The organism is Staphylococcus sp. GDX8P80P, assembly GCF_017893095.1.
In the GTDB taxonomy this organism is placed as follows: domain Bacteria; phylum Bacillota; class Bacilli; order Staphylococcales; family Staphylococcaceae; genus Staphylococcus; species Staphylococcus borealis.
Map to the genome: position 1 here is coordinate 22,055 of NZ_JAESMI010000030.1, position 24,421 is coordinate 46,475.

A 24,421-nucleotide genomic window follows, 5' to 3' on the forward strand; every position below is an offset into this window, starting at 1 on the left:
AGTAATCTACTAAAATTAAATAAAAGCTATGATTATAAAGCGTTATACAATTTATTTAAAGATGTTCTGAATATAAAAGACATTATAATGCTTCAATGAAAGAGGGCACGTATTGTGATTAAATATTATGTCAGCTGTATAATATTATTTTTTACTTTTACTATCCTTTGTGGCATGACGTTAGCCGAAGATGTGACTGATGAGGCGTCAGTGGTTGCAGTCGGAGATAATTTAATACATCCCGTTGTGTATAATGATGCGATGCAACAAGATGGCACGTTTAATTTTAAACCTATGTATTCACACATTAAGCAGGACATACAAGCACCTGATCTTGCGTTTATTAATCAAGAATCTCCTTTAGGTGGTGATGATCGCCCATTTTCTGGATTTAAGCACTTTAATACACCAAGCCAAATTGCGCAAGATGTTGTCGCAACAGGCTTTGATATGGTCAATGGTGCCAATAATCATGCCTTAGATCAAGGTGATGAAGGGGTCTTAAACCATCTTAAGGCTTGGAAACCATTTGAAGATCATGTTTTATTTACAGGTATTTTTAATTCGGAAAAGGACGCTCAAACGATACCAGTCATGACTGTAAATGGTATTAAGGTGAGTTTACTAAGTTATACATATGGTACAAATGATATGACATCACGCTATCCATATACGATTAAAACGTTTGATGAAAAGACGATTAAACGAGATGTAAGAAAAGCTAAACAACAAAGTGATGTCGTGATGGTGTCGGCCCATTGGGGGTTAGAGAACCATCATGAGCCAAATTCTACACAAAGGAAATATGCGCAATTATTTGCGAATGAAGGCGTAGATGTCGTAATAGGCACGCACCCCCATGTCATACAACCGATTGAGTGGGTGAAGAGTCAACATGGTCATCATCAAACATTGGTCGCTTATTCATTAGGTAATTTTCTGAATGGACAAGATACTGGAAATGAACATAATCAATTATTAGGAAGATTGAATTTTGATATCGTTAAAGCGCCTAAAGGTGCACACATAGAACATGTGAAGTGGACAAGTATGGTCAATCACTATCAGCAGTGGGATGAAACCGATAAAGACACGAGACATGATTTTGAAGTGTACAACTTAGATGATTATAATGAGGATTTAGCACAGGAACATGGATTAAGAAACGATAAGAAAAGTCAATGGAATCTTAAACATCTCCAAGATATAACGAAAGACGTCATTGATTCCGACTATTTAGATGAAAAGAGTATATAAATAAAGCTATACACAAGCAAGCCTGCGACAATATTAAATGTCGCAGGCTTGTTGCTTAGTAGAAGCAATATTTTTATTTATTTTGTGCTGCAAAGGCTTTTGAAATGTCGCGAAGTTTGGCTGGTGCGTCATCCCATTTCATTGTAACTTCAGTGAAGTGTAATTGCTCTGGTGCAGCGTTAATGGCGTCAAAGACGTTCTGTAAGTCATTAGAAGTCTTCACGTCATGCACAGCAACGTTATCGCCACCAAATACTTTCGGTAGCGCTTTATAATCCCACATACGGATATCATTGTACGTTTCTTCCATACCGTGGATTAAGCGTTCTACTGTATAACCATCGTTATTAATCACGAAGATAATCGGTTTGATATCTTGGCGAATCATCGTAGATAATTCTTGAACTGTAAGTTGTAATGAGCCATCCCCGATTAATAAGATGTTACGGCGATTTGGATCAGCCATTTGCGTACCTAATGTAGCTGGTAGTGTGTAACCGATAGACCCCCATAATGGTTGTCCGATGAATGTCATATTTTTCGGTAAAGCTAAATCATACGCACCAAAGAATGATGTACCTTGTTCAGCTAATAAGACATCATCATCTTTAATAAAGTGTTGCATCATGTCAAAGTAAGTTGCTTGCGTTAAGATATCGTCTGATAAAGTCATTTCATTTGTTGCTTCCTTTTCAAAAGGAGGGAACGTACCCTCATATCGATAATCAATTGTATTCAAGCCGTCGATTAAGCGAGGTAGCGTCACGTCTTTAGCAGTTGTTTCGTTCAGCTTGAAGTTATGGTGATTAAGCATAACGACGTCATCAATATCAAATTTATAAGAGAAACCGGCTGTAGCTGAGTCAGTCAATTTAGCTCCAATATTTAAAATAGCATCACTATGATCGACATAATCTTTAATTTGATCTTCTGCAATTTTGCCATCGTAAATACCAATATAATATGGATTCTCTTCGTTAAAGGCACCTTTACCTAGCGATAATTGAGTGACTGGAATGTGTGTTCGATTAATAAATTGCTCAAGTGCTTCGTGTAAGTGGAAACTGTTAATTTCATGACCTGTAATAATGACGGGTTGTGACGCAGAACGTAATTTCTCTGCAACCATATCGATATAGTGCTCAACGTTTACGTCTGGTGCTGGTATCACATCAAATGATGATTCTACCTCAATTTCAGTCATTGCAACATCAATAGGAAGATGAATGTGCACTGGGCGGCGTTCATGAATAGCAGCATTGATGACTCTAGGAATTTCAGTTGTAGCATTCTCAGCAGTAATGTATGCTTGTGCAGTCGTAATATGTTCGAACATTTTCTGATAGCTATCGAAACGACCTTCACCTAATGAGTGATGCACGTATTTACCGGCTTGTTCTACTGCTTGTGTTGGTGCACCTGTAATCGCAATGACAGGGACACGTTCAGCATACGAACCTGCAATCCCGTTAACCGCACTTAATTCACCTACACCAAATGTCGTAACAAGCACGCCTAGTCCATTGATACGTGCATAGCCATCCGCAGCATAACTCCCATTAAGTTCATTGGTTGTGCCAACCCATTCCACACCGTCATGACGCACGATGTCATCTAGAAATGCTAGGTTGAAATCGCCAGGGACACCAAATATTTTATCGACACCTGCACGATGTACTGCATCCATTAAGTATTGTCCTACACGTTGTTTCATATTCATTCCACCTTTATTTATAAATTAGAATACACTTACAATATAATTACATTAAATAATAAAGTCAATTACGTTGACCTTTTTTCGACTGTTTTTTGAAAATTGATTATAATGTGGGTAATCATTCACAAATGGAAAAGGAAAGAAGCTTATGGATAGTAATAAAAATGATTATGAACATATGTTATTTTACTTCGCATATAAGACATTTATAAAAACGGCAGATGAAATTATTGAAAAATATGACATGAGTCGTCAACACCATCGCTTTTTATTCTTCATTAATAAATTGCCTGGTATTACCATTAAACAACTATTGAAAACACTTGAAATTTCTAAACAGGGATCACATGCGACGTTGCGCAAATTAAAAGAAGAAGGGCTTATTGTCGAACAAACATCTGAAGAAGATCGACGCGTGAAACAATTATTCCCAACACCTAAAGGAAGTAAGTTAGTGGATAAATTAAATAAAGCGCAGAATGAATTAATGCAACGTACATTTCAAAACGTTGGCCATGATTGGTATGCCATCATGGAAGAATTATCGAATTACAGAGAAGGCTTTCAAGATATTCAGCATTTGAAAGATGAGTAATAAATAGGACTGAATAAGAAACAGGGCACTGCGTAGTCGTTTACGCAATGCCTTTTAATAAGGTTTATTAGAAAGTTTTACCCATTTCTTGTGCTTCAGCAATTGAAGCGGCTTTGATTTCTTCTGTTCTTTCCGGTTGTGCATTGTGACCTTCAATAATGACATTTTCGTATGAAGGGACACCTAAGAAAGTCATGATTGTTCTTAAGTAACGGTCACCACTTTCAACATCAGCTGCTGGACCTTCTGAGTAGAAGCCACCACGTGATTGAATGTGTAATACTTTTTTATCTGTTAAAAGACCTTGAGGACCTTCAGCAGTGTATTTGAAAGTTTTACCTGCAATTGAAATCGCATCAATGTATGCTTTTAATACAGGAGGGAATGAAAGATTCCACATTGGTGAAACGAACACATATTTATCCGCAGAAAGGAATTCTTCTAAGATTTCGTTGAAACGATCTACTTTTTGTTGTTCTTCTTTAGTAAGATCGTCACCATTTCTTAATTTACCCCAACCAGTTAATACATCTTTATCAATCACTGGAATATCTTCTTTGAATAAATCAATATGTTTCACTTCATCACTAGCGTGATTTTCTTTGTATGATTCAATAAATGCTTTACCAGCAGCCATAGAATTAGAAGCTAATTCATCTAATGGATGTGCTGTAATATATAATAATTTTGTCACAGTCGTGCACCTCTAATAAATTTATTTCGAAATCGATATAATTAATATATTAGATTTTCAAATTATTGCAATACTTTTGATAAAAAATCAGACCAATGGTGTATAAGATAATGAAACGTGACTTTAAAAATGAACGATTTTAAGTGTATAATATAGGTAAATTTAGATTTAAATATTTAAGAAATCTAATAAATGTAGAACCTTAAAGGAGTGACAGACATGAAGGGATTATTAATTACAGTAGTTTTAGGCGTAGCTGCATATGTTGGTTTCAAAAAATACCAAAACAAAGTAAACGAAATGCCAAATATTGAATATTAATATTTAAAACCAAGATATTTCTGTGTAGAAGTATCTTGGTTTTTTGTATACATACAATTTGTTGGATAAATCACAACGGATGTAACGAATGAAAAGGGTTATTGGTTAAATATAAGTTTTTTAAAATATAAAATAATTTATCTCAAGTGGACATATAATGACTGTTCAATATTATATAATGTACGGATAAAGAATTCTGAATCCTTTTATCGGAATTGGGGTAACACTGACTCAAATAATTATAAAAAACTACACATTGCGTATTGATGTAGTTTATTTGACACGCATTTACATGATATTTACATAAACTTAAACATATATTCGAAGTAATATTTTAAGATGAAGTGTAAAGGTTTTGTTAATTGTAAAAAATATGTTTTGTCAAGTTGAAGAAAAACAAAATTAATTCGTAATTACAAAGAATAATATTAATTATATTTTAAAATTTTGTTGTAAAAACCATGTTAAAAATATAAAATTAATATCGAAATTAGAATTTGGAGGTTGTCATGGAAAATACAGTCGATTTTACAAAAATATGGGAAATCATTAAGAAAAACTGGAAATTACTAGTGTTATTACCAATAGTTTTTTTACTTATTAGCTTAATTTATACTTTTCTAATTGCTAGTCCTAAGTATGAGGCAACAACGCAAGTTCTTGTTAACGAGAAAGAGAAAAGTGATAACATGCAAGCTCAGCAAGTACAAAGTAATATTCAATTAGTAAATACATACACTGAAATTGTAAAAAGTCCGAGAATTTTAGATGAAGTTTCAAAAGAACATAAAGAATATTCAGTTTCTCAACTTAATAAAATGGTTTCGGTTAATACTAAAGCTCAAACACAAATATTATATTTGAGTGTAAAAGCAGGAAGTAAAAATAAATCAGAGCAATTGACAAATGATGTGGCTAAAGTATTTAAAAAGCAAATACCTGTCATCATGAATGTGGATAATGTCAGTATTCTTTCAGTTGCTGACGGAACATCAACTAGAGTGTCGCCCAATATAACAATTAATATAGTAGCAAGCTTAGTCTTCGGTTTAATTTTTGCAATTATAATTATAATATTTAAAGAATTATTCGATAAAAGAATTAGAACAGAAGAAGACGTTAAACGTGAATTGGATATCCCAGTCTTAGGTTCAATTCAAAAATTAAAATAGGAGTAGAAAAATTATGGCAAAAAAAAATGAGAAGCGTAAAAAGCTACAAACACCTTTATTTGTTGAAGACAAACCTAAATCAATTGTGAGTGAAAAAGTGAGAGGGATTCGATCTAATATAATGTTTTCTGGTGTTGAAGAAATTAGAGGAATTATAGTTACCTCGGAGAAACCAGCAGCTGGTAAAAGTGTAGTATCAGCCAATATTGCTATTACTTATGCGCAGGCAGGATATAAAACATTGATTATTGATGGTGATATGAGAAAGCCAACGCAACACTATCACTTTGAAACAACTAATTATGACGGATTGTCAAATTTAATTATTGGGAAGTCAGATTTTGACAGAGCGATTAGAAGTACAAGAGTCAATAATTTGGATTTATTAACTTCTGGACCAATACCACCAAATCCATCAGAATTAATAGCATCGACTAAATTTACTAGTATACTAGAAAAGTTATTTAGTATATATGATTTTATATTAATCGATACGCCACCAGTTATATCAGTGACGGATGCGCAAGTTTATTTGAGAAATGTAGAAGACTGTGTACTTGTAATCGATACTGAACATAATAATAAAAACGAAATTAAAAAAGCAAAACGTTTAATTGAACAAGCAGATGGACATCTTTTAGGTGCAATTCTAAATAAAACGCCTAAAGAAAAATCATCAACTTATTATTATTATGGAGATGATGAAAGTAATGATTGATATACATAATCATGTACTGGTAAATGTAGACGATGGACCAAAGACGAAAGAAGATATGCTAAACCTTCTTAAACAAGGACAAAGTGAAGGAGTTACAGAGATTATCGTAACTCCACATCACCTAAGCCCTCAATTTGATAATAACTACGCGAAGGTTAATGAGAAGTTACAACAAATTATAGACTTAGATGAAGTCAAAGAATTGGGAATTACGCTACTTCCAGGTCAAGAAATAAGAATAAGCGATCAAGTTTTACCGCAACTAAGAAAAGGCGAAGCTATTGGTTTGAATCATTCTAGATATATATTGATTGAATTTCCATCTAGAGGGGTTCCTCACTATGCAAATCGTCTTTTCTTTGAATTGCAATCAGAAGGATACATACCAATCATTGCGCATCCAGAGAGAAATAAGGAAATTAGTCAAAATTTAGATGTACTCTATAATTTAATCAATCAAGGGGCGCTTGCTCAATTAACATCATCTTCATTACAAGGAATTCAAGGCAAAAAAATACAAAAAATTTCTATTCAAATGATTGAAAATAATTTGGTACATTTTATTGCATCAGACGCTCATCATGAATCTCAAAGACCATTCATAATGAAAAGCTTATACAATAACAAAAAGTTAAAAAAATATGAAAAAAACATAGAAAATTTGATTAATAACGCTAAGTACATTGTTAATGATGAGGATGTAATAAAGAAACAACCTACTCAAAATTACAATGATAGAAAATTGTTTGGATTGTTTTAAAAGGAAAGTAAGTTAAGGGGGATAGACGTGTGGACAAGTTAAGTGCAAGAGGACGTCTTCTAATATTAATTATAATAGATTCACTTATTGTAGCTTTTTCAGTTTTTATTTGTTACAACATTTTAGAACCTTTTTTTGAAGGGTATTCAAGGGAGCTTTTAATTGTTAATTCAATTGTATTACTGATTTCGCATCATGTCTTTGCATACATATTTAATCTATATCATCGTGCTTGGGAGTACGCTAGTGTTAATGAGCTTCTATTAATCGTAGAGTCAGTTACATGTTCAATTATAGCTACAATGATCTTAGTTCCAATCTTTACTGCACATCCACCGTTTTTCAGATTATATTTAATAACTTGGATGATGCATTTGATCCTTATAGGTGGTTCAAGAATTTCATGGAGAGTTGCTAGAGGATTTGTAGTTGGAAAAAAACAAAAGAAAAAACCAACGCTAATCGTAGGTGCAGGGCGCGGTGGCTCATTATTAATTCGTCAAATGTTAAGAAGTCCTGAAATGGGACTTGAACCAGTATTAGTTGTTGATGACGACCCACAAAAGAAAAAATTGACTATTGCTGAGGGCGTCAAAGTACAAGGGTCTATTGATGATATTCCAAATTTAGTTAATAAATTTAGAATTAAGCGTATTATCATTGCCATACCTACACTTAAACCAGATCGGCTTAAAGAGATAAATAATATTTGTAATAGTACTGGAATCGAGTTATTCAAAATGCCAAGTATTGAACAAGTTCTTGCGGGTGAATTGGAAGTTAATCAATTAAAACGTGTAGAAGTTGAAGATTTACTTGGACGAGAACCAGTTGAATTAGATATGGCCATGATTTCTAAAGAACTTACGCATAAAACAATTATGATTACTGGTGCAGGTGGGTCAATTGGCTCGGAAATATGTAGACAAGTATGTAAATTTGAACCAGAACGTATACTATTATTGGGCCACGGTGAAAATAGTATTTATCTTATTCACCAAGAATTAAATGCGATTTACAAGGATAAAATAGAAATTATACCAATTATAGCTGATGTACAAAATGGAGAACGTATTCAAGAAATTATGGATGAATATAAACCATATGCGGTATACCATGCTGCAGCACATAAACATGTGCCATTAATGGAATATAATCCAATAGAAGCATTTAGAAATAATGTATTAGGTACTAGAAATGTTGCTACAGCAGCTAAAAATGCAGGTGTGAGAAAATTTGTAATGGTATCAACAGATAAAGCTGTAAATCCACCGAATGTGATGGGTGCATCTAAACGTGTAGCTGAAATGGTAGTACAAAGTCTTAATGATGAAAATAGTAAAACAGATTTTGTAGCTGTTCGTTTTGGTAACGTATTAGGTTCACGCGGTTCAGTAATTCCATTATTCAAGAAGCAAATCGAAGCGGGTGGTCCTGTAACTGTTACGCATCCTGACATGACTAGATATTTCATGACAATTCCGGAAGCTTCAAGATTAGTACTTCAAGCTGGTGCACTAGCTCAAGGTGGAGAAGTATTTGTGCTAGATATGGGTGAACCAGTGAAGATTGTGGATTTAGCGCGTAACTTAATTCGCTTAAGCGGTAAAACTGAGGAAGAAATTCAAATTAAGTTTAGTGGCATACGTCCTGGTGAAAAAATGTATGAAGAACTACTTAATAAAAATGAGATTCATCCAGAACAAGTTTATGAAAAAATTTATCGCGGTAAGGTAAAGGATTTCTCAAAAGAAGAAGTAGATGCAATTATCGAAGATTTAGGTAAAGCGTTTAGTAAAGAAAAAATTCTTAAGGTTGCTAATGAATAGATCTGAATGGAGGAAATGTAAATGGCTAATAATAAAACTGCAGATGTTACTGCTATCATTCCTTATTATAGAGATAACGACACGATTAAAAGAGCGGTGTACTCTATATTAAATCAAAAAACACGCCCCAAATCTATTTTTATTATAGATGATTTTAGTAATCGTATTAGTGATAATGAAATTCTATCAGAGATAGAGAGTCTTAGCGATATTATAAAAGTGTTTTATTTACCAGTGAATAAAGGTCCTGGGGATGCTCGAAATAAAGGGTTAGAAGAAGCAAATACAAAATATGTAGCCTTTTTAGATAGTGATGATACTTGGGACAGTAGAAAAATAGAAACGCAGTTAAATTATATGGAGAAATATAATGCATTTATATCAGCACATGATTCTAGTATTGCTCATAAAAAAGTAATGGCTAATAAAAGTAACGATGATTTTTCAATTATTACTCCTAGAAAACAGTTGTTAAAAAATAGATTAGGTACTCGTACTGTTATGATGAGAAATATTGATAAATACAGATTTAAATCTGGGAAAAGGCATGTAGAAGATTTTTTACTTTGGACTCAAATAATATTAGATGGACATAAAGCAATAAAAATAAATGAATGTTTAGCTTATTCCTATAAAGAGAATTACGGTGAAAGTGGTTTAACTTCTAATCTCAGTAAGTTATATAAAGGAGCACTAGATGCTTTTCGAACATTATTAAATGAAAAAAAAATACATAAATCAACTTATTTTTTCTTAGTAGCTTTAAGTACTCTTAAACATTTGTATAGATTAATCAAAGTTGGTTTACGAAAAAGGGTTCATCAATGATGTGGATATTAAATGTTGTTTGTATAGCTTTACTTACTGTTTTACTCTCGACCAAGCTGTTTAAAATTAGATTTAGCAAAAATATTTTGAATTTTGTTTATTGTATATTTTCTTTGAATCTTATAATAAAATTAGCAAATTATCCTATTAATGAATCAACAGATGCATATACATATCAAGCTTTTTTAACAACCATTAGTAGAATGAAGTTATCGGAAGTATGGTATTTTGATAACTTTGAACTTTTTTTCAGATATTATTCTTGGATAATGGTGCAATTTTTCGATAATAATACTTTTGTAGTTTTAGTATTTATAATAAATATAATAATAATAATGGCATTGTATAATATATTTGAAGACAAAATGCTGTCGATTATTTCCATTTTTATATATACTAATGCTCCTTTGTTTTTTACTATGTCAACTAATATAATTAGGCAAGCAATGGTCATAGCATTAATATTGCTTTTATTATCTTTGAAATCTAAATATAGTAAAGTAATTTCAATAATGTTTCCTTTTATTCATTTGTCAAGTATTGTGTTTACAATATACTTCTTGCTTAATAAATATATTAAAGTTAAATGGCTCTTATTGATTACTATTATATCAGCCTTGCTATTTATAACTCATTTAAATAGCACCTTATTTTTAAGTTTCGGATATGAAAGTACTTATACTAATATGACCAGTATTGGGGTTAATAATTTAAAAAATATACAAGGAAATAGGTTGGATTTTTTTGTATTAACTACTTTAGTAACATTACTTGCTTCTTATTTATATCGTAAGAATCAAATTAATTCATATATATATAAATATATTCTAATTAGTTCGATTGTGTTTTACTGTCTAGGGTTTCAAGGGTTCTCGGATAGGTTAGCAATTTATAATTGGTGGACCTTATTAATCACTACACCATTACTAATAAAATATTTAATAGGAAGGATACATAGTATATGAAAGTTTTAATTACAGGCGTTGCGGGCTTTATAGGATCAACATTGGCAAAGAAATTAATTAGTCAAGGTTATGAAATAGTAGGTATCGATAATGTTAATGATTATTATTCTGTGCAATTAAAAGAAGACAGATTAAAGTCTATTGGTGATGAACATTTTACATTTTATAGAAATGACTTAGAAGATGTTGAAAAGGTGAACCAAATATTTGAAAAAGAGAAACCTGAGGTGGTTATCAATTTAGCTGCGCAAGCAGGTGTTAGATATAGTATTGAAAATCCAAGAGCCTATATTGATTCTAATATAGTAGGTTTCATGAATATTTTAGAAGGATGTCGTCACTACGATGTTAAACACTTAATTTATGCATCTTCAAGTTCAGTTTATGGTGCTAATACTAATAAACCTTTTAAAACAACTGACAATATTGACCATCCATTAAGTTTGTATGCTGCTACTAAAAAATCAAATGAACTAATGGCACATACGTATAGTCATCTATACAATTTACCAACAACTGGGCTACGCTTTTTCACTGTTTATGGTCCTTGGGGACGTCCTGATATGGCTTTGTTTAAGTTTACTAAGGCAGTAGTTAATGATGAAACAATAGATGTATACAATCATGGTAAAATGATGCGAGATTTTACATATGTAGACGATATTGTTGAAGCGATAAGTCGTTTAGTTAGAAAACCAGCACAACCAAATCCAGAGTGGTCAGGTGCCAACCCAGATCCAAGTTCATCATATGCACCTTATAAAATTTACAATATCGGTAATAATAGTCCGGTACGTTTAATGGAATTTGTTGAAGCAATCGAAAATAAACTTGGAAAAACAGCTAAGAAGAATTACATGGATTTACAACCAGGAGATGTTCCTGAAACTTATGCAAACGTTGATGATTTATTTAAAAATATTGACTTTAAGCCAGAAACATCCATTCAAGACGGTGTGAATAAATTTATAGATTGGTATTTAGAATATTATAAATAAAGGAGGGGGGATTCATGCTTCAATTTATATACGATCATTCTCCAATTGCTTTACAAAACATAATGGTTTCAATACAAGGTATGTTATATGAGAAACAACGATATACAAAAGAATATTATGAAGAACTCGAAAGATTAAGAGGGTGCCAAGATCCTTTTGAACTACAAGAAAAAAGAATGAGAAACTTTTATAAGTATATTAAAAATAATAGCACATATTATAATAAAAAATTATTAGATTTTAGTGATTCAATTGATTTAGAGAACTTAGAAAAATACCCTATTTTAACAAAAGAACTTGTTAGATTAAATGTTGAAGATATGGTTACTAGAGATAAGAATGATTTGATAACTTTAGGAACTGGTGGTTCAACAGGTAAAAGCTTAAAAATATATTCAAGTTCTTTAGATATGTCTAGAAAAATAGCTTATTTAGATTATTTTAAAGAACAGCATGGAGTTCACAAAGGGATGAAGAGAGCAAGTATTGGCGGGAAAAAAATTATACCAAACCATCAGAAAAAGAAAATATTTTGGAGATATAATGAGTCGTTGAATCAGCTTTTATTTTCTGCCTATCATGCTGATGGGGAAAACTTAAAGTACTATGTTAACAAATTGAATGATTTTAAACCAAAAACTTTAGATGGATTTCCAACTATATTAGAGAGATTATCAAAATATATTTTAGAGCATAATATAAAGTTAACATTTACTCCTATTGCAATCTTCCCAACCGCTGAAGCATTAACAGACGAAATGAAAGATAACATTGAAAAAGCGTTTGGTTGTCCAGTGAGAAATCAATATGCATCTTCTGAAGGTTCACCATTTATAACAGAAAATGTTGAAGGACAGCTAGAAATAGGACCTATGAGTGGTTACTTTGAACTTCAAAAAATTGAAGATAGAATATATGAGTTAATTGTGACTGGTTTTTATACTACTACAACGCCATTGTTTAGATATAAAATTGAAGATTCAGTAGAACTTTATGAAGATTTACCTGAAAATTACACGCAAAAAGATATAAAAATTAAAAGGGTAATTGGTAGAAATAATGATTTTCTTAAATCTAATGAGAGAGGTATTGTCACTAATGCACATTTATCTACTACTCTAAAGGTATTAGGAAATAGTATTATAGATGCTCAATTTATACAAGATAAATTAAATGAATTAAATATAAAATTAGTAGCGGAAAAAGATGTAGATAAAAATAAAATAAAAAATAAATTAGAAAAAGAACTTGTTTCAACTTTTGGTAAAAAAACTAAATTTAATTATGAATTTGTGGATAAAATAGAGCTTACGCAAGGTGGAAAGAAACGTTTCACTATTAATAATTTAAAATAAAGGGGTTTCATAATGGATAGAAAAATAGCTATTGTTGGATTAGGATATGTAGGTTTACCAGTAGCAGTAACATTTGGTAAAAAGCATGAAGTAATTGGTTTCGATATCAATGAAAAACGAATTAAAGAATTAAAAGATAACTATGATAGAACAAATGAAGTAACAACTGAAGATTTAAAAACTACAGATATTATATTCACATCAAATTCAGAAGATCTTAAAAAAGCTGACTTTATTATTGTTGCAGTACCAACCCCAATTGATAAAAATAACAAACCAGATTTAACACCATTGGTGAAAGCAAGTGAAACAGTAGGGAAAGAGATAACTCCTGGCACAATTGTGGTGTATGAATCAACGGTTTATCCAGGAGCTACAGAAGAAGAATGTGTACCTGTACTTGAAAAAGAATCTGGATTAACTTGTGGCAAAGACTTCTTTGTTGGATATTCTCCAGAAAGAATCAACCCAGGTGATAAAGTTCATACATTTGAAACTATTACTAAAGTTGTGTCTGGTCAAACTCCAGAGGTTTTAGAAGTAGTCGCAGATGTATATGGCTCGGTTGTAACTGCTGGTGTTCATAAAGCTTCATCTATTAAAGTGGCAGAAGCTGCAAAAGTGATTGAAAATACACAGCGCGATGTGAATATTGCTTTAATGAATGAATTAGCTTTGATTTTTGATAAATTAGATATTGATACAAACGAAGTATTACGTGCTTCTGGAACAAAATGGAATTTCTTAAACTTTAAACCTGGTTTAGTAGGTGGACATTGTATAGGTGTGGATCCGTATTACTTAACACACAAAGCGCAAGAAGTTGGTCATCATCCTGAAGTCATTCTAGCAGGACGTCGCATTAATGATGATATGTCAAAGTTTATTGCTTCTAACGTAATCAAAGGTTTATTAAAACAAGGCTTAGAAGTTCAAGGTGCGAAAGTAAATGTTTTAGGTTTAACATTCAAAGAAAATTGTCCTGACCTAAGAAATACAAAAGTAATTAATATCATCAAAGAATTAAAAGACTACGGTTTAGACGTTCATGTTAATGATGTTGAAGCAGATAAAGAAGAAGCACAAAGATTTTACAATCTAAACTTAGAAGATCAAAATGAATTACCTCAAGCAGATGCAATAGTATTTGCAGTTGCGCACAAAGAGTACGTTGAAAATAAACAAGACTATTTAAAACTTGTGAAAGATAACGGTATGGTATTAGATATTAAAGGTATAATCGAAAATGACGAAATTGGAAACAAAGGCTTATGGAGATTGTAAAAATTTCTATATAGACAGGGTGATAGTATGACGAACAAAAAAATATTTCATCTAGTGACGGTTGCTAAGAGTATCAATTTGATGAAAGGTCAAATTGAATATTTGAGAGATAAAGGTTTAGATATCCATGTTGTATCTTCTGAAGGACCGGAACAAAATACGTATTCTTCTGATATTACACATGCAATAAACATGGAAAGAGAAATATCTTTGAAAAATGACTTAAAATCATTAATCAATATGGTTAAACTCTTCAAAAAGGAAAAACCTTATATTGTCAATTCAGGCACACCTAAAGCTGGTTTGATTGGTACACTTGCAGCATTTATAACACGTAGACCCGTCCGTATTTATACTGTTCGAGGACTGAGATTAGAAACTATTTCAGGGCCTAAGTATAAAATTCTTTATGCAATGGAAAAGTTAGCAATGTATTGTTCTACAGATATAATCGCTGTATCTGAAAGCTTAAAATCTAAAATTGTAGAATTAAAATTGGCTAATAAAAGCAAAATAAAAGTTTTAGGTTATGGTAGTTCTAATGGGGTCAATCTTGAAAAGTTTGATAAGAAATTCAACACTATTCCAAATGAATTGCAAGAACAACTTTTAGGACACTTCGTCATAGGGTTTGTAGGAAGAATTGTAAAAGATAAAGGTATTAAAGAAGTAGTTGAAATGTTTAAAATGCTTCAAGCTAAGAACTTAAAGGTTAAACTTTTGCTATTAGGTAATCCAGAGAAAGACAATTCCATTAGTGCCTCAGATTATCAATATTTAGTAGACAATAACGATGTTATATTGGCAGGTCATGTTTCACAACCAGTTAATTATTTTAACCATATGGACGTATTAGTTTCTCCAACGTATAGAGAAGGATTTGCTAACGTTAGCTTAGAAGCACAAGCTGTAGAAGTTCCAGTTATTACTACACGAGCTACTGGAGCGATAGATACGATTGAAGATAATCAAACAGGATTTTTAGTTGATGTTGGTGCAAGTAAAGATATTGCAGATAAAGTTGAATATTTAATTAATAATCCAGAATGCAAAATTCAATTGGGTGCTAATGGAAGACAATGGGTGGAAGAAAGATTTAGCAATGAAATTGTTTGGAAACACTTAGAAACAATATATAAAAACAAACTTCCTATTTAAGATAGTATATCAAAAGGAGGGATGAGTTATGATTAAACGTTTGTTCGATATAGCTGTTAGTGGTACAGGATTAATATTATCAGCACCTATCACGCTCACTGCTACTATAGTTATTGCGAAAAAATTAGGGAAACCAGTTTTGTTTAGACAAATACGTCCAGGTCAGTATGGAGAGCCATTTGAAATCTACAAATTTCGTACTATGTCGGATAAAAGAGATGAAAAAGGAGAATTACTTCCGGACGAGCAACGTATGACACCTGTAGGAACATTTATTAGAAAATCAAGTATTGATGAATTACCCCAGTTAATAAATGTGTTAAAAGGAGATATTAGTTTGATTGGTCCTAGACCTTTATTAATGGAATATTTACCCCTATATAATGATGAACAAAAGAAACGACATAATGTTAAACCAGGAATTACTGGTTGGGCGCAGGTGAATGGGCGTAATGCAATTACTTGGGATGCAAAATTTAAGTTAGACGTGTTGTATGCTGAAAATCAATCTTTTAAATTAGATATGTACATTCTTTATAAAACAATAATTAATATTTTAAAACGTAAAGATATTAATGCGCCAAATCATGTAACTGCTGAAAAGTTTAGAGGTAATAAGTGATGAGTAAACCAATTATAATCATTGGTAAAGGCGGGCATTCAAAAGTTATTAAAGATATAATTGAAACGACGCAACAATACTATATCGTTGGTTATCTTGATAACGCTATCAATGAATATTACACAGAAGAAAATATATTTTACGATAGTTTAGATAACATAAAACAGTATAAAGATGACTATTTATTTATTATTGCAATTGGAAATAATCATGTTCGTAAAAAGTTATTTAATCAATTAGAAATTAAAATTGAGCAATATGCAACATTAATACATCCAACAGCAATTGTGAGCCCAAGTGCTCGAATTGGTAACGGAACTGTCGTGATGCCAAATGCAGTAGTAAATGCTGATTCAATAGTAGGAAAACATGCCATAGTGAATACTGGAGCAATTATAGAACACGATAATCAAATTGGTGATTATGTTCATATTTCACCTAATGCAACATTAGCAGGTGGTGTTAAAGTCGGTGATGCGTCACATATTGCTATCAACGCAGCTGTTATACCACTAGTTGAAATAGGTAAAAGGTGTGTTGTGGGCGCAGGAGCAACAGTCATAAATAATGTTAAATCAGAATCAACAGTCGTTGGAACGCCAGCCAAAATTAAGGAGTGAATATAAATGGAAGAAGAAAGAATATTCTTATCTAGACCACATATGGGTGGTACGGAGTTAGATTACATACATGATGCATTCGACAAAAACTGGATTGCACCATTAGGTGAAAATGTTACAGAGTTTGAGAATAGTATTAAAAATTATGTAGGAGTTAACGCAGCAGTTGCAGTTGGTAGCGGAACTTCTGCTATTCATTTAGCTTTAATTGAAAGTGGTGTTCAAAAAGATGATATTGTATTCTGTAGTTCTTTAACGTTTAGTGCTTCAGCTAACCCTATTATTTATCAAGGTGCTATCCCTGTCTTCATTGATTCAGAAATGGATTCATGGAACATGTCACCAGATGCTTTACGTAAAGCATTTGAGAAGTATGCCGAAAAAGGAATCAAACCCAAAGCAGTTGTAGCAGTTAATTTATATGGTCAATCAGCTAAGATGGATGAAATTAAAGCGATTTGCGATGAGTATAAAACTACTTTAGTTGAAGATGCAGCTGAGTCATTAGGTGCAATTTATAAAGGACAAAAAAGCGGTACTTTCGGAAAATATGGTACTTTCTCATTTAATGGAAATAAAATCATAACTACAAGTGGCGGTGGAATGCTTATTTCAAATGATGAAGAACATATTGCACATGCCCTTTTCGTATCTACACAAGCGAGAGATAAGGCACTTCATTATCAACATAGTGAGCTAGGGTATAATTATCGATTAAGCAATATTTCTGCTGGCATTGGAAGAGGACAAATGGAAGTATTAGATCAGCGTATTCAACGTCGCCGTGAAATATTCGATAAGTATAATGAAGCATTTGGTAGTATTGAAGGTTTTGACTTCCAACCAGAATTACCTGATTCGAAATCAAATCGTTGGTTAACTGCATTAACAATTGACGAAAGTAAAACAGGATTTAGCGCATTAGATTTAATTGATGCCTTACAACAAAATAATATTGAAGCACGTCCTGTTTGGAAACCAATGCACCTTCAACCATTCTTTGAATCTTATGACTATATAACGAGTGGAAATGATAATGGCGCATATTTATTTAATCATGGTGTATGCTTACCATCAGGTTCTGATATGACAGATTCACAACAAGATCGAGTGATTGAAATTATTAAAAGTCTATAAAAAATGAGTGATCAATGATTATGAAAAAAAAGAAATCAACTACTTTTAAAGTAATTATAACAATTCTTATTGTTTTATTAGTCCTTATTGTTGTTGCAGCTATTTTTATCTTTACAAAATTACATTCATTAAATAATTCGATTAACGAATCTTTAGATAGGGAGCATTCGCAATTAAGACATAAGGCTGCTAAAGAAGGGGATCCCATGACAGTTGTACTTTATGGTATAGATGATGATGCTGAGAGACAACAAGAAAATCTCGGTCAACGTAGTGACTCTATTGTATTAATGTCAATTAACCCTGACGATAAAAAAACTGTAATGGTAAGTGTACCCCGTGATACACGAACTAAAATTGTTGGACATGGAACTACCGAAAAAATCAACCACGCTTATGCCTACGGAGGTCCAAAAATGGCTGTAAATTCATTGGAAAATTTAATGGATGTACCAGTAGATCATTATATAGCTATTAATATGGATGGTGTTAAGACGGTAGTGGATGAATTAGGTGGAGTTGATGTAACTAGTAACGCAACATTCAAATTTCATGAGTATGATTTTGTAAAAGGGGAAAAATATCATATGAGTGGAGATGAAGCTTTAAAATATATGAGAAGTCGTAAAGAGGATGGTGCAGGGGGCGATGAAGGTCGCCAATTACGTCAACAACAAGTGATTACTGCAGTTGCAAGAGAAGCATTCTCTGTTAACTCAGTAACAAAATTGAATGGTTTATTTAAAGCTGCTCAAGATAACTTGAAAACGGACTTAAGCTTCGTACAGTTAAATCGCTTCAAATCTGATTATGATAAAGCACAAGACAATGTTGAACGTTTAACAATCAATGGTCAAAATGCGCTTGGCGATGACAATTTGTATTACTTCTATCCAGATGAAAATAGTTTGAAAGAGGTAAGAAAGAAATTATATGACAATTTAGATTAGTGTTACAAATTATGAAAATACGGTTAGTGACAAAATAGCACTAACCGTTTACATATAAACTATATGAAAAGGGGCATATGATATGTGTGAAGAAAGTTGGTTAAATAGAATAGATGATAGTATGGTCAAATCCTTTTTTTTAAATCAATCTAATATTGAAAAAAATGAAGGATTTAATACAGCATTATCATTTGGAACTGCTGGTATAAGAGGTAAATTTGGCTTAGGAGAAGGAAGGTTAAATAGATTTACTGTCCAAAAAGTAGCTTTAGGTGTTGCAAATTATGTAGCTAATGAGTTAGAAAATAAACAAGCAGTAATTCATTATGACACTAGACATCTTTCCAAAGAATTTGCTGAAATTATAGCTAATACATTATCTCAATATAAAATTAAAGTTTATATGCCAGATACATATAAAACCACACCCGAATTATCATATAGTGTGAGATATTTGAAAACAGGTATAGGTATTATGATAACTGCTAGTCATAATCCAAGGAATTATAACGGCATTAAAGTCTATGGGAGTGATGGAGCGCAACTCTCAACAGATGATTCTGATAAGTTAAGCGAATATATCAATAAGCTAGGCAATTCTCTTATCGTTGATAATGAATTTAATTTCGAATTTAATACTGAATTTATAAAAACATTACCTATTGATGTAACAAATAATTATTTTGAACAAATCATTGAATTAGTAGAGTATATACCAAAATCAGATTTAAAATTAGTTTTTAGTAGTTTACATGGTACAAGTGTGCCAGTGGTTCCTCAATTATTAAATCAATTAGAATTTAATAATTATTATTTAGTAGAAAATCAATGCGAACCTGACCCTGATTTTAACTCAGTAGATAGTGCTAATCCTGAAGATAAAAGAGCTTTTGAACAAGCAATTGATTTAGCAAATAAAATTAATGCAAATTTAATAATCTGTACAGATCCAGATGCAGACAGACTTGGAATTGTTGAACGTGATGATAATGGTGATATTCACCATTTTAATGGAAATGAAATTGGTGCTTTATTACTTAATTATAGAATTAAACAGACGAAGCATTTAAAAAACAGATTAATGATTCAATCAATTGTAAGTAGTGAATTGGCTAAAGACTTAGCTGAATTTTATGGAATACAAACTAAAGAAGTACTCACAGGGTTTAAGTATATTGCAAAAGAACTTAAAGATTTAAATGAAGAAAATAATTTTATATTAGGATATGAAGAAAGTTACGGTTTTTTAGCGAGTGACTTTGTAAGAGATAAAGATGCTATACAAATTGTTCCATTACTTATTAGTTATGCATCAGAATTAAAGAATAATAATAAAACTCTTTTCCAAGAATTAGGTGAAATTTATCAAAATGTAGGTTATCGTAAAGATAATTTATATTCTAATACATTTGAGGGGTTAGAAGGGAAAAAGAAAATTTTAAAAATAATGGATAGAATGAGCGTGCCAACTTTGACAACTATTGCTGGTTTGGAAATTCAAAAAATTGAAAATTATGAAACTGGTATTAGATATTTTATCAAAGAACACGTGACAGAACCAATTGAATTGCCTAAAGCTAAACTTATAAAAATTTACTTTAAGGAAGGATTTATAGCATTAAGACCTTCTGGTACAGAACCTAAAATTAAATTATACGTGTCTTTAAAAGTGAAAAATTTCGATAAAGTAGCCGAAAGTATAAATAATGAAATTTTTGAAATATAATTAGTAGTAATTGAAAAAAAGACATGGAGTTATATGGGGAAACTATAGAGATTAAATAACATTTAGTTGTTTAATCTCATTTTTTGTACTTTGATGAGAAGAAATTCATTTATAGTGATTATGTTACTTAACTTCTTTATGAAATGCTTTCGAGCAATTTTTTAATATTCCATATACAAAATTGACTGATGATTTTTAGTCATCAGTCAATTTATTGTAGAGTCGATTTAATTATGAAATTAACCTCTCGATATAGATTAAGCGGATAAATAATCTATAACTATTAATATCAGAGGATTTTACAGGTTTATAAAGATAAAGATTTTAGATAGTCTTTTAACTTGTTTGAAATAGAATCATCTTTAAGAGCGTATTCTATTGTAGTTGTAACAAAACCAAATTTTTCTCCCACATCATATCGATTACCTGAAAAATCAAAAGCATAAACATTTTTTGTATCATTATTCATGCGTTCAATTGCATCGGTTAATTGAATTTCATTACCTGCCCCTTCTTTTTGATCTTTTAAATAATTGAAAATTTCAGGGGTTAAAACGTATCTGCCCATAATAGCTAAATTCGATGGTGCTGTACCTTGAGCAGGTTTCTCAACAAATTGTTTAACTTCGTAACGACGTCCTTCTTTGTCTAAAGGATCAATAATGCCATAGCGATGTGTAACATTCTCTGGCACTTCTTGAACGCCAATCACAGAGTGACCTGTTTCCTCATATACATTCATTAATTGTTTAATAGCGGGTTCATCTGATTCTACAATGTCATCACCTAAAAGTACCGCAAATGGCTCATCACCGATGAATTGGCGAGCAGTATAAATAGCATGACCTAATCCTTTTTGTTCTTTTTGACGAACGTAAAAGATATTGGCTAAATCTGTTGAGTATTGAACTTTCTCAAGTAAGTCTGATTTACCTTTTTCTTCAAGTACCATTTCTAATTCCTTTTGATTGTCGAAATGGTCTTCAATCGCGCGCTTATGTTTGCCGGTTACTATAATAATATCTTCAATTCCTGCACGAGAGGCTTCTTCCACTATGTATTGAATAGTGGGTTTATCTAAAATAGGAAGCATCTCCTTAGGCATCGCTTTTGTTGCTGGTAAAAATCTCGTTCCTAAACCAGCTGCAGGAATAATAGCTTTTTTAATTTTCATAACTGAATTTCTCCTTTTCTAAAAACTAAATATATTTTTTTATAATTCTTAAACGGCTCATTATCGGCTTAACTAAAATAGCAATAATTAAAAAAACAATTATATATTCTACATAGTTTGGTAGATTAGCAAAATATATAATTAAAGCAATTACCATAGGTAAATAAAATAAATATTTAACTTTCATATTAAACTTTTCACGAACCACTTTAGCAAATGATAAAGATAGTATTAATTCAGTTAAAATTGCACTTATAATAGCCCCATTAATACCTAAAAGTTTAATTAAAATTAAATTAGCAATAAAGTTAAAAAATGTTACAATTAACTCTACTTTTATTCTTTCTTTCACGTGATCATCATTTGATAAAACGGTACCAATACTTATAGATAATAGTCTAAATGGTATGATAAATGCTAAAATTTGTAATATTTCAACACTTCTTAAATAACTTTCGCCAAAGAATGTTGTTATAAGAATTTTTGCTAGTAAATATATCAATAAAATTGCGACACTCGATAAAATAATTAACACATCTTGAAGGTTACTTAAAAGTTTTTTGAATTCTTCGAGTGAGTTATACATTAAATAGAGTAATTTATGAGCTAATAAACGTTGGTAAATTGCGGTTGGTAAGATAAATATAGTATTTAAAAATAAATAAGCAAGACCAAAGTATGCAGCACCTTTGGAATCTAACCATATACCTACATAAAAAGTATTGCCTTGTGTATACATTAAAAATGTAATACTTAATAAAGCATAGGGAGTTAATTTCCTTAAAGTTAAAATTAAATCAGTTTTTTTGAAAAAGTTAAAATGGAATAAACTTTTAGAATACTGTATAGCATTGATAATTAAAATTCCTAAGGTAACTAAAATTACAATAATCGAATAACCTTTAAATAATTTTTGAAATAAAAAAGCACCTAAAATTAACCCGCTCACTTTAAGAAGCGGAATAATTAATTGTAAGAAAGAAACTTTTATAATTTTTTCTCTAACTTGAATATAACTGGTTATAATTGCAATACTATTTGTTAATACCATCATTAAAGTAGAACTAATTATAAACAGTAAATAATGACTAAAATTGATCCACCCAATAAATAACATTAAAATTATTGATAGAATGTTCATTAGTATATATATTTTAATGATATTTATTGCGGTAATTTCATCAATAAAACCTTTTTTAGATTTTAAAAAGATATAATATTTATTAATACCAAATAAACCTAAAACACTTAAAATATTCATTATAGAGATAATAGATAAATATGTACCTGTTTCACTTTTACCATAGAAATTTGCCAAGATAAGCTGAACTGAAAAATTAAGTAATATGGAAAGAATTTGACTAAATAATAAAGAAAAAGTTTTAATCATGATGTTTAATTACATTATTTAAATTTTCAAGTTCAGCTAGAGTTATATCAAGAAAATATGAAGGATCTTTTCGATTCTTACATTTCTCAATGATGTCAGTTAAATTTTGGCGATTATTATCTAAATTTTTATAACGATATTCTTGATTAATTGTATTTAAGAATTCAGTACATTTTGAATGATACTCATTTAATATAAAAGGTATATTATAAGCGTAAGCTAGAATACCTGAGTGTAACCTATTCCCCATTAAAAAGTCAGACTGAGAAAGTTTATTAACCAATTCCTTAGTATTTCGTGTATATTTGTGTAAATTGGTTTTAATACCATTTTGTTTTAGAATATTAGCTATTTCAGTAGATTTATCATAATCATTAGGGTTAAATACTAATACATTAACTTCAAGTATATCTTTTTTATTTTCAATTAAAAAATTAATATACTTTTTCGTATATTCAGTATAATTTTTTGAATCAGAGATATTAAGGCTTATTATTTTTTTAGGATTGTTGTTTTTGTGGTTAGCTTTAAAAATTAAGGGGGTTAATATTGCTAAATCAAATGTGAATTTTGTATTAGTTGATAAATTTAAAGATTTTTCGTCTCTAACTCCTGCATAATTAAGCTTATTCACAAAATTTATTACTTTAGTTTTTTCAGTTTTATTATTAAATGGGCCCAATGATATAGAAAAAAGTGAAACTTTTTTTCTTAAAAATGGTAGTCTATTTAACAAATATTTTAAATCAGTTTTGCGAGATATACTTTCAAAAGTAGAACCACCCCAATATATTATTTTATTGGCTCTAAAAGCATAAAATAAATCATAAAAATTCTTTTTAAATTTGTTGGATATTAACTTTCCGTTTATACCATAAGGCAATTCGTAACCATGAATTAAATAATGTAAATTATATTTTTTGCAAAACCAATCAATAGTATGAACGAAAATATCATCACCAATATTTTTAAAACCATAATAGCCTTTGAAAAAAACTTTCATATTCTTACACCATTTCCTATATAATTTATTGTAAAATTAGTTTTCTACAATAAATTATATCATGTTAATTACATACATTAATATTCTTTTGTAAGATTTATTTTGAGTATTTTTTAAAAATATAAGCTTACATAAATAAAAGTAAATC

23 protein-coding genes are annotated in these 24,421 nt (G+C 30.8%); 18 read left to right on the plus strand and 5 right to left on the minus strand.

The window, feature by feature from the left end; all coding sequences use genetic code 11:
• Positions 1 to 114 precede the first annotated feature (114 nt).
• Positions 115 to 1,257 carry a CapA family protein gene (locus KA858_RS04155; protein ID WP_210135081.1) on the plus strand — a complete coding sequence of 381 codons (1,143 nt, stop codon included), beginning with the start codon at positions 115 to 117 and terminating at the stop codon, positions 1,255 to 1,257.
• A gap of 73 nt (positions 1,258 to 1,330) precedes the next feature.
• On the opposite strand, the gene KA858_RS04160 is transcribed toward KA858_RS04155, so the two are convergent.
• Positions 1,331 to 2,971: an alpha-keto acid decarboxylase family protein gene (locus tag KA858_RS04160; RefSeq protein WP_210135082.1), complete on the minus strand. Its 1,641-nt coding sequence runs from the start codon at positions 2,969 to 2,971 to the stop codon at positions 1,331 to 1,333.
• A 151-nt stretch (positions 2,972 to 3,122) separates the two neighbouring features.
• On the opposite strand from KA858_RS04160, the gene KA858_RS04165 reads away from it, so the two are divergent.
• Positions 3,123 to 3,569, plus strand: a complete 447-nt coding sequence (locus KA858_RS04165; RefSeq protein WP_210135083.1) for a MarR family winged helix-turn-helix transcriptional regulator — start codon at positions 3,123 to 3,125, stop codon at positions 3,567 to 3,569.
• A 67-nt stretch (positions 3,570 to 3,636) separates the two neighbouring features.
• On the opposite strand, the gene KA858_RS04170 is transcribed toward KA858_RS04165, so the two are convergent.
• The gene (locus KA858_RS04170; RefSeq protein ID WP_107629225.1) at positions 3,637 to 4,263 is read right to left on the minus strand and encodes an FMN-dependent NADH-azoreductase; all 627 of its coding nucleotides are present in this window, start codon (positions 4,261 to 4,263) and stop codon (positions 3,637 to 3,639) included.
• A 219-nt stretch (positions 4,264 to 4,482) separates the two neighbouring features.
• On the opposite strand from KA858_RS04170, the gene KA858_RS04175 reads away from it, so the two are divergent.
• From KA858_RS04175 to KA858_RS04250, 16 genes are all read left to right on the plus strand, one after another.
• Positions 4,483 to 4,584 (plus strand): SE2200 family small protein, encoded by a 102-nt coding sequence (locus tag KA858_RS04175; RefSeq protein ID WP_016930637.1) that lies wholly within the window; start codon positions 4,483 to 4,485, stop codon positions 4,582 to 4,584.
• Positions 4,585 to 5,093: 509 nt separating this feature from the next.
• On the plus strand, positions 5,094 to 5,756 hold the full coding sequence (locus KA858_RS04180) for a Wzz/FepE/Etk N-terminal domain-containing protein (RefSeq protein ID WP_210135084.1): 663 nt from the start codon (positions 5,094 to 5,096) through the stop codon (positions 5,754 to 5,756).
• A 13-nt stretch (positions 5,757 to 5,769) separates the two neighbouring features.
• Positions 5,770 to 6,474: a polysaccharide biosynthesis tyrosine autokinase gene (locus KA858_RS04185; protein ID WP_210135085.1), complete on the plus strand. Its 705-nt coding sequence runs from the start codon at positions 5,770 to 5,772 to the stop codon at positions 6,472 to 6,474.
• The gene (locus KA858_RS04190; protein WP_210135086.1) at positions 6,467 to 7,234 is read left to right on the plus strand and encodes a tyrosine-protein phosphatase; all 768 of its coding nucleotides are present in this window, start codon (positions 6,467 to 6,469) and stop codon (positions 7,232 to 7,234) included. Before KA858_RS04185 ends, KA858_RS04190 begins: the two co-directional genes overlap by 8 nt.
• A gap of 29 nt (positions 7,235 to 7,263) precedes the next feature.
• Entirely contained in the window at positions 7,264 to 9,063 is a 1,800-nt protein-coding gene (locus tag KA858_RS04195) for a polysaccharide biosynthesis protein (protein ID WP_210135087.1), read from the plus strand.
• Between the two features lie 21 nt (positions 9,064 to 9,084).
• Positions 9,085 to 9,891, plus strand: coding sequence for a glycosyltransferase family 2 protein (locus KA858_RS04200; protein ID WP_210135088.1), 807 nt, complete (start codon positions 9,085 to 9,087; stop codon positions 9,889 to 9,891).
• Positions 9,891 to 10,856 carry an EpsG family protein gene (locus tag KA858_RS13070; RefSeq protein ID WP_481906464.1) on the plus strand — a complete coding sequence of 322 codons (966 nt, stop codon included), beginning with the start codon at positions 9,891 to 9,893 and terminating at the stop codon, positions 10,854 to 10,856. The genes KA858_RS04200 and KA858_RS13070 overlap by 1 nt, the downstream gene beginning before the upstream one ends.
• On the plus strand, positions 10,853 to 11,854 hold the full coding sequence (locus KA858_RS04210) for an NAD-dependent epimerase (protein ID WP_210135090.1): 1,002 nt from the start codon (positions 10,853 to 10,855) through the stop codon (positions 11,852 to 11,854). The genes KA858_RS13070 and KA858_RS04210 overlap by 4 nt, the downstream gene beginning before the upstream one ends.
• A 14-nt stretch (positions 11,855 to 11,868) precedes the next feature.
• Positions 11,869 to 13,209 (plus strand): phenylacetate--CoA ligase family protein, encoded by a 1,341-nt coding sequence (locus tag KA858_RS04215; protein WP_210135091.1) that lies wholly within the window; start codon positions 11,869 to 11,871, stop codon positions 13,207 to 13,209.
• Positions 13,210 to 13,221: 12 nt separating this feature from the next.
• Entirely contained in the window at positions 13,222 to 14,493 is a 1,272-nt protein-coding gene (locus tag KA858_RS04220) for a nucleotide sugar dehydrogenase (protein ID WP_210135092.1), read from the plus strand.
• A 27-nt stretch (positions 14,494 to 14,520) separates the two neighbouring features.
• Positions 14,521 to 15,651 carry a glycosyltransferase family 4 protein gene (locus KA858_RS04225; protein ID WP_210135093.1) on the plus strand — a complete coding sequence of 377 codons (1,131 nt, stop codon included), beginning with the start codon at positions 14,521 to 14,523 and terminating at the stop codon, positions 15,649 to 15,651.
• Between the two features lie 28 nt (positions 15,652 to 15,679).
• Positions 15,680 to 16,273, plus strand: a complete 594-nt coding sequence (locus KA858_RS04230; protein WP_210135094.1) for a sugar transferase — start codon at positions 15,680 to 15,682, stop codon at positions 16,271 to 16,273.
• Positions 16,273 to 16,893 (plus strand): acetyltransferase, encoded by a 621-nt coding sequence (locus KA858_RS04235; RefSeq protein WP_210135095.1) that lies wholly within the window; start codon positions 16,273 to 16,275, stop codon positions 16,891 to 16,893. Before KA858_RS04230 ends, KA858_RS04235 begins: the two co-directional genes overlap by 1 nt.
• 6 nt (positions 16,894 to 16,899) lie before the next feature.
• Positions 16,900 to 18,030, plus strand: a complete 1,131-nt coding sequence (locus tag KA858_RS04240) for an aminotransferase class I/II-fold pyridoxal phosphate-dependent enzyme (protein WP_210135096.1) — start codon at positions 16,900 to 16,902, stop codon at positions 18,028 to 18,030.
• Between the two features lie 20 nt (positions 18,031 to 18,050).
• Positions 18,051 to 18,980, plus strand: a complete 930-nt coding sequence (locus KA858_RS04245; protein WP_210135097.1) for an LCP family protein — start codon at positions 18,051 to 18,053, stop codon at positions 18,978 to 18,980.
• 82 nt (positions 18,981 to 19,062) lie between these two features.
• Positions 19,063 to 20,706, plus strand: a complete 1,644-nt coding sequence (locus KA858_RS04250) for a phospho-sugar mutase (protein ID WP_210135098.1) — start codon at positions 19,063 to 19,065, stop codon at positions 20,704 to 20,706.
• Positions 20,707 to 21,013: 307 nt separating this feature from the next.
• Here the strand turns inward: KA858_RS04250 and galU are convergent, their stop codons facing one another.
• Genes galU through KA858_RS04265 form a run of 3 tightly spaced genes read right to left on the minus strand, consistent with a single transcriptional unit; the run spans position 21,014 to position 24,273 of the window.
• Positions 21,014 to 21,880: a UTP--glucose-1-phosphate uridylyltransferase GalU gene (galU, locus tag KA858_RS04255; RefSeq protein ID WP_210135099.1), complete on the minus strand. Its 867-nt coding sequence runs from the start codon at positions 21,878 to 21,880 to the stop codon at positions 21,014 to 21,016.
• Positions 21,881 to 21,905: 25 nt separating this feature from the next.
• Positions 21,906 to 23,270 (minus strand): MATE family efflux transporter, encoded by a 1,365-nt coding sequence (locus KA858_RS04260; RefSeq protein WP_210135100.1) that lies wholly within the window; start codon positions 23,268 to 23,270, stop codon positions 21,906 to 21,908.
• Positions 23,263 to 24,273, minus strand: a complete 1,011-nt coding sequence (locus KA858_RS04265; protein WP_210135101.1) for a polysaccharide pyruvyl transferase family protein — start codon at positions 24,271 to 24,273, stop codon at positions 23,263 to 23,265. The genes KA858_RS04260 and KA858_RS04265 overlap by 8 nt, the downstream gene beginning before the upstream one ends.
• Positions 24,274 to 24,421: the final 148 nt, after the last annotated feature.